General features: G+C 67.1%; 12 protein-coding genes. 5 read left to right on the plus strand and 7 right to left on the minus strand.

Annotated features, from left to right (window positions below; all coding sequences use genetic code 11):
- Positions 1-36: 36 nt before the first annotated feature.
- The 4 genes from JF781_RS10315 to JF781_RS10330 are packed head-to-tail and all read right to left on the minus strand — an operon-like array spanning position 37 to position 2,967.
- Complete coding sequence (locus JF781_RS10315) at positions 37-618, minus strand: hypothetical protein (RefSeq protein WP_225328379.1); 582 nt, start codon at positions 616-618, stop codon at positions 37-39.
- Complete coding sequence (locus JF781_RS10320) at positions 611-889, minus strand: putative holin (protein WP_225328380.1); 279 nt, start codon at positions 887-889, stop codon at positions 611-613. The genes JF781_RS10315 and JF781_RS10320 overlap by 8 nt, the downstream gene beginning before the upstream one ends.
- A 19-nt stretch (positions 890-908) precedes the next feature.
- On the minus strand, positions 909-1,415 hold the full coding sequence (locus JF781_RS10325) for a DUF779 domain-containing protein (RefSeq protein ID WP_225328381.1): 507 nt from the start codon (positions 1,413-1,415) through the stop codon (positions 909-911).
- Between the two features lie 28 nt (positions 1,416-1,443).
- Entirely contained in the window at positions 1,444-2,967 is a 1,524-nt protein-coding gene (locus JF781_RS10330) for an aldehyde dehydrogenase family protein (protein ID WP_225328382.1), read from the minus strand.
- 66 nt (positions 2,968-3,033) lie between these two features.
- Between JF781_RS10330 and JF781_RS10335 the strand changes: the two genes are divergently transcribed.
- From JF781_RS10335 to JF781_RS10350, 4 genes are all read left to right on the plus strand, one after another.
- Complete coding sequence (locus JF781_RS10335; protein WP_225328383.1) at positions 3,034-5,136, plus strand: prolyl oligopeptidase family protein; 2,103 nt, start codon at positions 3,034-3,036, stop codon at positions 5,134-5,136.
- A gap of 10 nt (positions 5,137-5,146) precedes the next feature.
- Positions 5,147-5,473 carry a hypothetical protein gene (locus tag JF781_RS10340; RefSeq protein ID WP_225328384.1) on the plus strand — a complete coding sequence of 109 codons (327 nt, stop codon included), beginning with the start codon at positions 5,147-5,149 and terminating at the stop codon, positions 5,471-5,473.
- Between the two features lie 2 nt (positions 5,474-5,475).
- Complete coding sequence (locus tag JF781_RS10345; protein WP_225328385.1) at positions 5,476-6,381, plus strand: crotonase/enoyl-CoA hydratase family protein; 906 nt, start codon at positions 5,476-5,478, stop codon at positions 6,379-6,381.
- 79 nt (positions 6,382-6,460) lie between these two features.
- Positions 6,461-6,913 (plus strand): DUF5078 domain-containing protein, encoded by a 453-nt coding sequence (locus JF781_RS10350; protein WP_225328386.1) that lies wholly within the window; start codon positions 6,461-6,463, stop codon positions 6,911-6,913.
- A gap of 105 nt (positions 6,914-7,018) precedes the next feature.
- On the opposite strand, the gene JF781_RS10355 is transcribed toward JF781_RS10350, so the two are convergent.
- The 3 genes from JF781_RS10355 to JF781_RS10365 all read right to left on the minus strand — a co-directional run bounded on the left by JF781_RS10355 (position 7,019) and on the right by JF781_RS10365 (position 11,257).
- Positions 7,019-9,949 carry an RND family transporter gene (locus tag JF781_RS10355; RefSeq protein WP_225328387.1) on the minus strand — a complete coding sequence of 977 codons (2,931 nt, stop codon included), beginning with the start codon at positions 9,947-9,949 and terminating at the stop codon, positions 7,019-7,021.
- Positions 9,946-10,494 (minus strand): MmpS family transport accessory protein, encoded by a 549-nt coding sequence (locus JF781_RS10360; protein WP_225328388.1) that lies wholly within the window; start codon positions 10,492-10,494, stop codon positions 9,946-9,948. Before JF781_RS10360 ends, JF781_RS10355 begins: the two co-directional genes overlap by 4 nt.
- 76 nt (positions 10,495-10,570) lie before the next feature.
- Positions 10,571-11,257, minus strand: a complete 687-nt coding sequence (locus JF781_RS10365) for a TetR/AcrR family transcriptional regulator (RefSeq protein WP_225328389.1) — start codon at positions 11,255-11,257, stop codon at positions 10,571-10,573.
- A 124-nt stretch (positions 11,258-11,381) separates the two neighbouring features.
- On the opposite strand from JF781_RS10365, the gene JF781_RS10370 reads away from it, so the two are divergent.
- Positions 11,382-13,136, plus strand: coding sequence for a cytochrome c biogenesis protein DipZ (locus JF781_RS10370; protein ID WP_225328390.1), 1,755 nt, complete (start codon positions 11,382-11,384; stop codon positions 13,134-13,136).
- The last annotated feature ends 8 nt before the right edge of the window (positions 13,137-13,144 follow it).

A 13,144-nucleotide genomic window follows, 5' to 3' on the forward strand; every position in this document is an offset into this window, starting at 1 on the left:
TGGGCCAGGGCCCCTGGTGGCCGCCCGGGCGAGGCCTCAATAGGGAATGACGCCGACGAGACAGTGGCCCACTCGCTCGCAGTAGTAATAGCCGTGCAACGGCGCCGCGCCGGCCACGGCGGCGAACGGCCCGGACAGCACCGCCACCGACAGCGCCGAAACCAGTGGCCTACCGTGCACCATCGCGAGCATCACGGCGCCGACCACGCACAGCGACACGTAGACCAGCACCGCGAACAGCGCCGGGGTCTTGTCGACCGAGTTGTACCACCACGAGAACAGACCCAGCCCGACCACGGCCGCGGGGGCCCAGACACCGAGGAGAAGCAGGGCCAACTTCCACCACTTGACGTAGAGGTAGCGTCCCGGGACGGTCACCGACTGCACCGGGCCGACGGGCCCGGCGGGAACCTCGGGTTCGGGCTCCTCCGACTCGGGTTCGGTTCCGGCGGGCCGCCCGCCGGTGTCCTCGGCCTCCTCGGTCTCCTCGCCGGAGTCGGAATCGAAGTCGGGGACCCACGATTGCGTGCCGGTGTCCTCGGCCTCGTCGTCATCGTCGGAGAAGTCCGGCACGAAGGCCTCGGTCCCGGGGCTCGCCGGGTCCTTGTCGTCAGGCACCGGCGGTCACCCGCAACGCGACGAGCACACCGAACCAGCCCGGCGCCACCGCCAGGATGAACGCCCCCAGTGCGGTGACCCAGCGGCGCCCGGAAAACAGGATCATCGTCAGCCCGACGACGCCGGGGACGCCGACCACCGACGCGATCGCGATGTCCGGGCGGACGCTGGCGTGGACTACCACGGTGTACGCCACGCACGCCAGTGCCCCGACCGCGCTTCCGATCAGCATGGCGCCGGCCAGTAACCAGGGACGGGGCAGGGGAATCACTTTCTCGACTGTACTGCGGTTACCGAGGCGCAGGGCATGTCTGCGCGCCCGCGTCGGCCACCACCGGACCCCGTGTCGCGGGGCGTTCACCACGCTCGTAACCCGCGCCCGTGATGACCGGCGCGCCGGCCAAGGACGCCTGTTCTGCTGCGGTGAAAACGCGACCGCGGGAAAGGAACCGGACGCCGTCGGGCGCCTCGAGACTGAACCCGCCACCGCGACCGGGCACCACGTCGATCACCAACTGGGTGTGCTTGTCGCGATAGTGGGCGGCGTATTGCGGGCCCGAAATCCACACCGGCACCCCGTCGGACCCGACGTCGAGCACGCCCAGCAGGACGTCGCGATCGCCGACGAGGAAGTCGCCGAGCGGATAACACATCGGCGACGACCCGTCGCAGCAGCCGCCGGACTGGTGGAACATCACCGGCCCGTGCGCCGCCTGCAGCCGCGTGAGCACCTCGGCGGCCGGGGCGGTGATGGCCACTCCGGCGGGCGCGAGACCCTTGGCGCCGCTCCTCCTCATCGCTTCGCTCTGCATCGTCGCCGGCGCGTCAGAAGAACCCTTGCGCCTTTTCGGAGTAGGACACCAGCATGTTCTTGGTCTGCTGGTAGTGGTCGAGCATCATCTTGTGGTTCTCCCGGCCGATGCCGGACTGCTTGTAGCCGCCGAACGCCGCGTGGGCGGGATAGACGTGGTAGCAGTTCACCCACACCCGGCCGGCCTGGATGTCGCGGCCGGCCCGGTAGGCGGTGTTGCCGTCGCGGCTCCACACCCCCGCGCCCAGGCCGTAGAGGGTGCCGTTGGCGATCGAGATGGCGTCGTCGTAATCGGAGAACGACGTCACCGCCACCACCGGCCCGAAGATCTCCTCCTGGAAGACCCGCATCGTGTTATCGCCGCCCAGGATCGTGGGTTGCATGTAGAAGCCGCCGGACAGGTCACCGCCGAGCTCGGCGCGCTCGCCGCCGGTGATCACCTTGGCGCCCTCGTCCTTGCCGATTTCGATGTAGGACAACACCTTTTCGAGCTGGTCGTTGGACGCCTGCGATCCCAGCATGGTCTCGGAGTCCAGCGGGTCGCCCTGCCGGACCGCCTTGGTGCGGATCGCGGCCAGCTCCAGGAATTCGTCGTAGATGTCGGCCTGGACCAGGCTGCGCGACGGGCAGGTGCACACCTCGCCCTGGTTGAGGGCGAACATCGTGAAGCCCTCCAGCGCCTTGTCCTGATAGTCGTCGGCCTTGACCATCACGTCGGCGAAGAAGATGTTGGGGCTCTTGCCCCCGAGTTCCAGGGTGACCGGGATCAGGTTCTGCGACGCGTACTGCATGATCAGTCGCCCGGTGGTGGTCTCGCCGGTGAACGCGATCTTGGCGATCCGGTTGCTCGACGCCAGCGGCTTGCCGGCCTCGGCGCCGAACCCGCTGACGACGTTGATCACCCCGGGCGGCAGCAGGTCGCCGATCAGCGACATCAGGTAGAGCACCGAAACCGGTGTCTGCTCAGCGGGTTTGAGCACCACCGCGTTGCCCGCCGCCAGCGCGGGCGCCAGTTTCCAGGCACCCATCAGGATGGGGAAGTTCCACGGGATGATCTGCCCGACCACGCCGAGCGGCTCGTGGAAGTGGTAGGCGACGGTGTCGTCGTCGATCTGGCTCAGCGAGCCCTCCTGCGCGCGCAGCGCCGCGGCGAAATACCGGAAGTGGTCGGCCGCCAAGGGAATGTCGGCGGCCAGCGCCTCGCGGATCGGCTTGCCGTTGTCCCAGACCTCGGCCATCGCCAGCGCGGCGGTGTGTTCGTCGATGCGGTCGGCGATCTTGTTCAGGATCGCGGCCCGCTCGGCCGGCGCCGTCTTGCCCCACGCCGGCGCGGCCGCGTGGGCGGCGTCGAGCGCCTTGTCGACGTCGGCCTCATCCGAGCGGGCGACCTCGCAGAACGTCTGGCCGGTGACCGGTGTCGGGTTCTCGAAGTAGCGCCCCCGCGCCGGCGGAACCCACTGCCCCCCGATGAAGTTCTCGTAGCGAGACTCATACGACATCAACGCCCCGGCAGAACCTGGACGTGCGAAAACAGTCATCTGCTCTCACTCCTCATTCGGCTGTGTAATACACCTCACAGTACCGCCGCGGCCACAATGGCTTCCATGGCTTCCATCACGCCGCAAGCGCGCACCGACCCGCAAGACGGCCAAGACCCCTACCTCTGGCTCGAGGACGTCACCGGTGACGACGCGCTGGATTGGGTGTGCGCGCGCAACGAGCCGACGCTCGCGCGCTTCCGCGACACCGATTTCGAGCGGATGCGCACCGAGGCGCTCGAGGTGCTCGACACCGACGCCCGCATCCCCTACGTGGTGCGCCGCGGCGAGTACCTCTACAACTTCTGGCGCGACGCCGCCAACCCCCGCGGGCTGTGGCGGCGCACCACGCTGGACAGTTACCGCACCGACGCCCCCGAGTGGGACGTGCTGATCGACGTCGACGAACTGGGCCGGGCCGACGGCGAGAAATGGGTGTGGGCCGGCGCCGCCGTCATCTACCCCGAGTACACCCGGGCGCTGATCAGCCTCTCCCGCGGCGGTTCGGACGCCTCCATCGTGCGCGAATTCGATATGCTGACAAGGGAATTCGTGAAAGACGGCTTCGACCTGCCGGAAGCCAAGTCGCAGGTCAGCTGGGAGGATCCCGACACCGTCCTGGTCGGCACCGACTTCGGCGCAGACAGCCTCACCGAGTCCGGCTATCCGCGGGTGGTCAAGCGGTGGCGCCGAGGCACGCCCCTGGCCGAGGCCGAAACCGTCTTCGAGGGCGCCCGTTCCGACGTGAACGTGGCGGCCAGCGCCAGCCGGATTCCCGGTTTCGAACGCACCCTGATCGGCCGGGCCCTGGACTTCTGGAACGAAGAGCTCTACGAGCTGCGCGGCCCGGAACTCATCCGCATCGACACCCCCACCGACGCCAGCGTCAGCCTGCACCGCGAATGGCTGCTGGTCGAGTTGCGCAGTGACTGGTTCTTCGGCGACACGACCTATCGCGCCGGATCGCTGCTGGCCGCCGACTACGAGGAATTCCTCGCCGGCACAGCGCAATTGCAAGTCGTCTTCGAACCCGACGAGCACACCGCGCTCAACCACTACGCGTGGACCCGCGACCGGCTGTTGATCGTCTCGCTCCTCGACGTAGCCAGCCGCGTCGAGATCGCCACGCCGCCATCGCGTGACGACCCGCTGCGCCCGGCTCCGCCGCGCTTGCGATCGTCACGGGGGGGCTGGCGCCGCGAACCGGTGGCCGGGATTCCCGCCGCCACCAACACCGTCGTCGTCTCCGCCGACGACACCGGCGACGAGTTCTTCCTGGATTCCAGCGGATTCGACTCTCCGTCCCGGCTGATGCGGGGCACCGACGACGGGGTCCTCGAGCCGCTCAAGTCCGCCCCGGCGTTCTTCGACGCCGAAAACATCTCCGTGGCACAGCATTTCGTGAAGTCGCAGGACGGCACGCCGATCCCCTACTTCGTGGTGCGGCCCGGCGGCCCGGCGTCCGATGCGCCGGCGCCCACCCTGCTCTACGGCTACGGCGGATTCGAATCGTCGAACACTCCCGGTTACAGCGGCGTGCTCGGCAGGCTGTGGCTGGCCCGCGGCGGCACGTACGTGCTGGCCAACATCCGCGGCGGCGGCGAATACGGTCCCGGCTGGCACACCCAGGCGATACGCGAGGGGCGGCACAAGGTTGCCGAGGACTTCGCCGCCGTGGCAACCGATTTGGTGGACCGCGGCATCACCACGGTCGAGCAGCTCGGGGCGCAGGGCGGCAGCAACGGCGGCCTGCTGATGGGCATCATGCTGACCCGGTACCCGGAGAAATTCGGCGCGCTGGTGTGCAGCGTGCCGCTGCTGGACATGAAGCGCTATCACCTGTTGCTCGCCGGCGCCTCGTGGGTGGCCGAATACGGGGACCCGGACAATCCCGACGACTGGGAGTTCATCGCCGAATACTCGCCGTACCAAAACATTTCGGCGACGCGCCGGTACCCGCCGGTGCTGATCACCACGTCGACCCGCGATGACCGGGTGCACCCGGGCCACGCCCGCAAGATGACGGCGGCGCTCGAGGCGGCGGGCCAGCCGGTGTTCTACTACGAGAACATCGAGGGCGGCCACGCCGGCGCCGCCGACAACGAGCAGGTCGCGTTCAAGTCGGCGCTGACCTACTCGTTCCTGTGGCAAATGCTCGCGCGGCCATAGGATCGTCGACGTGTCAGCGATCCAACGCATCGAACTCACCCTGCTGGCGACGGGACTGATCTTCATCCTGGCCTCGGCGGCGCAGGCGCGGTACCGCTTCGTAAAGCATCGCCGCGCCGGCCGGAGGTTTTACTGGGCGACCGCGATCATCGGCATCGTCTGCTTCGCGATCGGGACCGGTCAGCTGTGGCCCAACGGCGTCGTCGTGGCGGCGATCTTCTCGGCCATCGTCGCGTTCTCGGCCTACCTCACCACCCCGTACCTGAAGATCGGCGGGCGGATCTACGCCTCCTCGCCGGAAAACCGCGAGGCCGACCCGCCCACCGAGGAGGGCTAGCGATGCCCGACTTCGAGACAGTCCTGTACAAGGCGGACGGCCCGGTCGCCACCATCACGCTGAACCGGCCCGAGCAGCTGAACACGATCGTGCCGCCCATGCCCGACGAGATCGAGGCCGCCGTCGGCCTGGCCGAGCGGGACCCGTCCGTCAAGGTCATCGTGCTGCGCGGGGCGGGCCGGGCGTTTTCCGGCGGCTACGACTTCGGCGGCGGATTCCAGCACTGGGGCGAGTCCATGATGAGCGACGGGAAATGGGACCCCGGCAAGGACTTCGCGATGGTCAGCTCCCGCGAGACCGGACCGACGCAAAAGTTCATGGCCATCTGGCGGGCGTCCAAACCGGTGATCGCCCAGGTGCACGGCTGGTGCGTGGGCGGGGCCAGCGACTACGCGCTGTGCGCCGATCTCGTCATCGCCAGCGAGGACGCCGTGATCGGCACCCCCTACAGCAGGATGTGGGGCGCGTACCTGACCGGGATGTGGCTCTACCGGCTGAGCCTGGCCAAGGTGAAGTGGCACTCGCTGACCGGCCGGCCCCTGACCGGCGTGCAGGCCGCCGAGATCGAGTTGATCAACGAGGCGGTGCCCTTCGAGCGCCTCGAAGCGCGGGTGGCCGAGATCGCCGCCGAGCTGGCGCAGATCCCCTTGTCGCAGCTGCAGGCGCAGAAGCTGATCGTCAACCAGGCCTACGAGAACATGGGCCTGGCCTCTACCCAGACGCTCGGCGGCATCCTCGACGGCCTGATGCGCAATACGCCCGAGGCCCTGGGCTTCATCAAGGCCGCCGAGACTGAGGGCGTGCGGGCCGCCGTCGCGCGCCGCGACGGCCCGTTCGGGGACTACAGCCAGGCCCCGCCGGAGCTGCGGCCAGACCCCTCGCACGTCATCGTCCCTGATCGGGACTGATACTGAGCCAGGCTAGGGATCCGCTGGCAGTGAGCTGGGAAATATCCGCGTCGGGCCAAAAAGTGCTACCGTAACGGCTATGTCTCGGCTGAGTACTGGCCTGCGTGCAGGCGCCGCGTTCCTTGCTCTGGGTGTTACCGCTGCGATCTTCCCGTCGACCGCGGTAGCCGACTCCACGGAGGATTTCCCGATCCCCCGCCGAATGATCAACACCACGTGCGACGCCGAGCAGATCCTGGCGGCAACCCGGGACACCAGCCCGGTGTACTACCAGCGCTACATGATCGACTTCAACAACCACCCCAACGTGAACCAGGCCGCCATCGACAAGGCCCACTGGTTCTACGCGTTGTCACCGGCGGACCGCCGGAACTACTCCGAGAACTTCTATGCGCCACAGTCCGATCCGCTGTGGCTGGCCTGGCCCAACCACATGAAGATCTTCTGGAACAACAAGGGCGTGGTCGCCAAGGCCACCGACATCTGCAACACATACCCGCCCGGCGACATGTCGGTGTGGAACTGGTCGTAATCCACATGGCCGCCTGACGGCCCGCGAGACTGCAACTGCCGACGCGTTTCCCACGAGGAAGGCGTCGGCAGTTACATTTTCGCGAAATGTGAACCGGCGGCCCCGTCAGCGCGGCTGTACCAGTCCGCCCGCCGGGTGCTCCTCGACGTCGTTGAGGATCAGCTCGCGCACGGCACGACGCGGCCCGTACGGGCGCAGCATGGTGCTGGCCGGCCGTGGCCGCACGTGCTGCGGCCACCAGAACCAACGCCCGAGCAGGGTGGCCAGCGACGGTGTCATGAACGACCGCACGATCAAGGTGTCGAACAGGAGACCCAGCGCGATCGTCGTACCCACCTGGGCCATCACCAGCAGCGGGCTGAACATGAACGTGGCCATGGTGGCGGCGAACACCAGGCCGGCGGAGGTCACCACCGAGCCCGAACCGGCCATCGCGCGGATCGTCCCGGTTTTGAGCCCGGCGTGGATTTCCTCTTTGAACCGCGATATCAGCAGCAGGTTGTAGTCCGAGCCGACCGCCAGCAGCAGGATGACCGCCATCGCCAGCACCATCCAGTGCAATTTCATACCCAGGATGTACTGCCATAAGAGCACGGAGAGTCCGAATGAGGCGCCCAGCGACAGCAACACCGTCCCGACGATCACGACGGCCGCCACGACGCTTCGGGTGATCACCAGCATGATGACGAAAATCAAAGTGGCCGCGGCGATTCCGGCGATCAGCAGGTCGATGTCGGAGCCGTCGTGCATGTCCTTGTACGTCGCGGCGGTGCCGCCGAGGTAAACCTTGGCGCCCTCCCAGGGCGTGCCCTTGATCGCCTCGTGCACGGCCTGCTTGATCGGCTCGATGTGGTTGATGCCTTCCGGAGTCGCCGGGTCGCCTTCATGGGAGATGATCAGCCGGACGGCGTGCCCGTTCGGCGAGATGAACTGTTTGAGACCCCGCGCGAAATCCGGGCTCTTGAACGCCTCCGGCGGAAGGTAGAACGTGTCGTCGTTCTTCGCTTTGTCGAAGGCGTCGCCCTGCGCGGTGGCGTTGTCGGACTGCGCTTTCGCCTGTTCGTTTAGACCCTGGGTGATCGCATAGTTCGACATGATGGTGTCGAGGTTGCGCTGCTGGCTCTCGATCTGCGGCGGTATCAGCGCCACCAGCTTGGGCTGAATCTTGTCCAGCTTGTCGAGGTTCGCGCTCAGGTTCACGATGTTCTGGGCCACCTGGTCGATGCCGTCGAGCGCGTTGAAAACCGACCGGAGTGCCCAGCACGCCGGGATGTCGTAACAGTGCTTCTCCCAGTAGAAGTAGCTGCGGATCGGCCGGAGGAAGTCGTCGAAGTTGGCGATGTCGTCGCGCAACCTCTCGGTGATCTCCACGGTTTCTTTGGTGAGCTTGGTGGTCTCGTGTGTCGTGTTGCTGAGATCCTGGGTCACCTGCATCTGCTCATGCAGCGTCGCCATCGTCTTGTGCAGCTCGTCCGCCTGCTTGAGCAGATTGTTCGCCTGCTCCTCTTGGTAGTGCTGGGTCTGGATCCGCCCCGCGGCCTGCGCGCCCATCTGGAAACCGAGGGTGCTGTGGTCGAGCGGCGTGCCCAACGGCCGGGTGATGGTCTGCACCCTGCCGATACCGGGGATGTGGAAGACCGCCTTGGCGACCTTGTCCAGGACGATGAAGTCGGCCGGGTTACGCAGGTCGTGATCGGTCTCGATCATCAACAGCTCCGGATTGAGCCGAGCCTGGTCGAAGTGCCGGTCCGCGGCGGCATAACCGACATTGGCCGGGGTGTCCGCCGGCAAAAAGTGGCGGTTGTCGTAGTCCGTCTTGTAACCGGGCAGGGCGAGCAGACCCACCAACGCGACCGCGATGGTCACCGCGAGTACCGGTGCGGGCCAGCGGACGACCGCGGTGCCCATCCGACGCCAGCCCCGGGTCTGCAGGCTGCGCTTCGGGTCCATGAGCTTGAAGAACGACGCCACCGTCAGTATCGCCGGAGCCAGCGTCAACGCCGCGAGCACCGCGACCAGCATGCCGACCGCGCACGGCACCCCCAGCGACTGGAAGTACGGCAGCCGGGTGAAGCTCAGGCAGTACATCGCGCCGGCGATGGTCAGCCCCGATCCCAGCACGACATGCGCGGTGCTGTGGAACATGGTGTAGAACGCTTGTTCGCGGGTCTCGCCCAGACCGCGGGCCTCGTGATAGCGGCCGACCACGAAGATCGCGTAATCCGTCCCGGCGGCGATCGCCATCAGCACCAGCATGTTGTTGGCGAACGTCGACAGCCCCATGACGCCGTAGTTACCGAGCGTCGCGACGACACCGCGGGCCGCTGCCAGCTCGATGAACACCATGGCCAGCATGATCAGCACGGTGCTCACCGACCGGTACACGAACAGCAGCATCAGGATGATCACCAGGAAGGTGACGAGCGTGACCTTCGCGACGCCCTTCTCACCCGCGTGGGACTGATCGGCGAACAGCGGACCCGCGCCGGTGACATATGCCTTGATTCCCGGCGGCGCGGGCACCGAGTCCACGATCTTGCGGAGGGCCGCGGCGGACTCGTTCGCCAGCCCGCCGCCCATGTTGCCGGCGAGGTAAACCTGGACGTACGCGGCCTTTTGATCGTGGCTCTGGGAACCCGCCGCCGTCAGCGGATCACTCCAGAAATCCTGGACGTGCTGAACGTGTTTCTTGTCCTGCTCGATGCGCCTGACGATCTCGTCGTAGTAGCGGTGCGCGTCGGCCCCGAGTGGCTTGTCGCCCTCCAGCAAGATCATGGCGGAGTTGTCGGAGTTGAACTCTTTGAACGTCGATCCCACGCGCATCATCGACTGAAAGGATGCCGCGTCAGTCGGACTCATCGACACCGAGTGGGTTTTGGCGACCACCTCCAGCTGCGGGGCCACGGTGTTGGTGACGAACACGATGCCCAACCACACCAGGACGATCGGCAGGGCCAGCCGATGGATCATTCGCGGCAGGAACGGCGGGATCAGCGGCTGATCGACGCGCGGCGGAACCTCGCCCGGCTCGCTCATGCGGACTTGTCCAGGCAATAGACGAAGGCGTTCACGGTTTGGTTGGGATCTGAGCGGTTCGGAGTCTTGATGACGTCACCGCTCCCGTCGTGCTTGTTCACCACGAACTGGCAGGCGATCCAACTGCCGTCTCCTTGCGCCACCAGGTTTGCCGGGATGCCGGGTTTCGTTGAACTCAATACTTTGCTCCACGGCAAGGGCACGTTGAGGGCCTGCTGCGGATGGGAGTTTTCGTCGAGGTAGTTGATGGTTGCCGTGCTGCCCGGTGGGCCCCAGACCTGCAGCGTGATCGTCTTGGCGTTGAACTCGTCGAGGACCTCGCCCGAGGTGCCACCACCGAACGAACCGCGGTGAACGCCGAAGATGCCGTGCAATCGGTATACGACGAATCCCGACAGCGCGACGACAGCCGCGATCGTGAGGACCAGCCAGAAACGCGCCAAGAGCCCCTGTTTCCTGCCGCGCTGCGGAGCGACCTCTTTGCCCTCCCCGCCGGCGGAGCCCTGCTGCTGGAGCGGCTCCGTCCTTGACTCAGTCGTCGTCACTGGGCGCTCCAAGTCCTTCCCGTGTTCACCGGTTGCAGTTCGCCAAGCCACAGCGCTACCGGCCCCCTTCCTGAGTTCATGAGGCTTCCGCGATGAGCCCGATGCACGTGGCGGTCAGCAGGCGCGTCAGCGCGGTCGCAAAGTCCAGATTCCACTCCGGCGGAGCCACTTCCGGCTCCTCGGCGTAGACGTCGGTGAGATCGGCCGGTGGGTTCGCCACCTGCCACAGGGTGGCCGCCAGCGAGTACGCGGCCAGCAGGATGTCGAGCGACCCCGACCGCCCGAGTTCGGGCAGCGCCCTCTCGATGGAATCGGCGAGCGAGCGCGTGGCGGCGGTGCTGATGCGCTTGACCTCGATGACCCGCTCCGCGTCCACCTCGTGTTCCAGGTGCAGGTGCAGGTTGGCCAGCAGGTCGCAGAACAGCGGATCGTCGGCCAGGGCCTCGGCCAGCGTCCCGGCGATGTGCGACGGCGAGGAGGCGCCGGGCCGAGCCAGCTTGTCCGACACGGTATTCGACCATCGCACCCAGCCCTCGGCGGACAGGTGCAGCAGAACTTCCTTGTGCGAGCTGAAGTAGCGGCGCACCGCCGAATAGTGAATCCCGGCGCGGCTGGCGACCGCGGTCAGGGTGACCGACGCGACGCCCGTCTCCATCGCCAGCGAGCGTGCGGCTTCCACGAGGGCCTCCGCACGTTGGCGCTTCTTTTCCTCGGTGCGGGCGCGCTGGAATGTTAGTTGCGCCACCGGCCGAGCGTAACGCACGTTGTGTGATTTGTATAACGCACGTTGCGTGATTTGTGCGGCGTCACTCTCGCCGGCGGCGCAAACGGGTAAAGGTGGAACCATGCTCACCGTCCGGCGCCCTTCGCGTCCTTGGAAGTAGCGCGTGCAGACCATCGCCCTGATCGGGTTTCTCGGCGGGCTGATCACCGGCATCTCGCCGTGCATCCTGCCGGTGCTCCCGGTGATTCTGCTGTCGAGTGCGGGCAGTAGCGGAGCCAGCAGACGAGCAGGTGCCCGCCGCGTGAGTTCCGTGGCCCGCCCGTATCTGGTGATCGCGGGGCTGGTGTGCAGTTTCAGCCTGGCCACGCTGCTCGGCTCCGCGCTACTGACGGCGCTGCACCTGCCGCAGGACGCGATTCGGTGGGCCGCCCTGGTGGTGTTGACCCTGATCGGCCTGGGCCTGATTTTCCCGCCGGTCCAACACCTGATCGAGCGGCCGTTCGCCTACCTCCCGCAGCGCCAAATCGGCGCCAACGCAGACGGTTTCGGGCTTGGCCTGACGTTGGGCGCGCTCTACGTGCCGTGCGCGGGTCCGGTGCTGGCGGCGATCGTGGTCGCGGGCGGAACGTCGTCGATCGGGCCCGGCGCGCTGGTGTTGACGGCGACGTTCGCCCTGGGAAATGCCTTGCCGCTGTTGGCCTTCGCGCTGGCGGGGCGTCGCGTCGCCGAGCGCGTCGCCGCGTTCCGCCGACGGCAGCGCGTGATTCAGATCGCCGGCGGGATCGCGATGATCGTGCTGGCCATGGCGCTGGTGTTCAACCTGCCGGCGATGCTGCAGCGCGTCGTCCCCGACTACACGACGGCGATGCAGAACAAGCTGGGAGCCAACGACATCGGGCGCAGCATGAACCCCACCCCCACACAGCGGCCGAACCACGGCAGCGGGCTGCAGCTGAGCCCGCCCAGCACCACCGTCGACGGCGCCCTGAGTGACTGCTCCAGCGGCTCCGCCGAGCTGCAGCAGTGCGGGCCGGCGCCCGCCCTGACCGGCGTCACCGGGTGGCTCAACACCCCGGACGGCAAACCGCCGGGCCCCGCCGAGGTGCGCGGCAAGGTCGTATTGATCGACTTCTGGGCCTACTCGTGCATCAACTGCCAGCGCGCGATCCCACACGTAATCGATTGGTACAACAGGTATCGCGACAGCGGACTGCTCGTCATCGGGGTGCACACCCCCGAGTACGCGTTCGAGCGGGTTCCCCAGAACGTGGCCAGCGGCGCCGCCGACCTGCACATCCCCTACCCCATCGCCCTGGACAACGACTACGCGACGTGGAACAGCTACCAGAACCTGTACTGGCCGGCCGAATACCTGATCGACGCGGACGGGCAAGTGCGGCATACCAAATTCGGCGAGGGCGACTACGACGGCACCGAAAGACTGATCCGGCAGCTGCTCGTCGACGCCCACCCCGGCGCCCCGCTACCCGCACCGGCGAATTCGGCCGACACCACCCCGCAAACCCGGCTCACGCCCGAGACCTACCTCGGCGTCGACAGGACCGGAAACTACGGTGGCAGCGGGGATTACAAGTCCGGCGCCGTCACGCTGAGCTTCCCGCCGACCCTGGCCGACGACAAGTTCGCCCTGCGCGGCCGCTGGGCCCTGGACGACCAGGGCGCCACCGCCGAGGGCGAGGACTGCGCCATCCGGCTGAACTACACCGCGAAAAATGTCTACGCCGTCGTCGGCGGCACCGGCACCATCGCCGTGACGCGTGATGGCAAGACCACCACGACGACGATCGGCGGGGCACCCACCCTGCATCAGATCGTCGCCGACGACGGCGCGCACCGCGACCAGCTGGACATGCGGGTCAGCAAGGGCCTGCAGGTCTTCTCGTTCACGTTCGGGTAGCCGGGCGG

The organism is Mycobacterium sp. WUMAC-067, from assembly GCF_020217485.1.
Taxonomy (GTDB): Bacteria; Actinomycetota; Actinomycetes; order Mycobacteriales; family Mycobacteriaceae; genus Mycobacterium.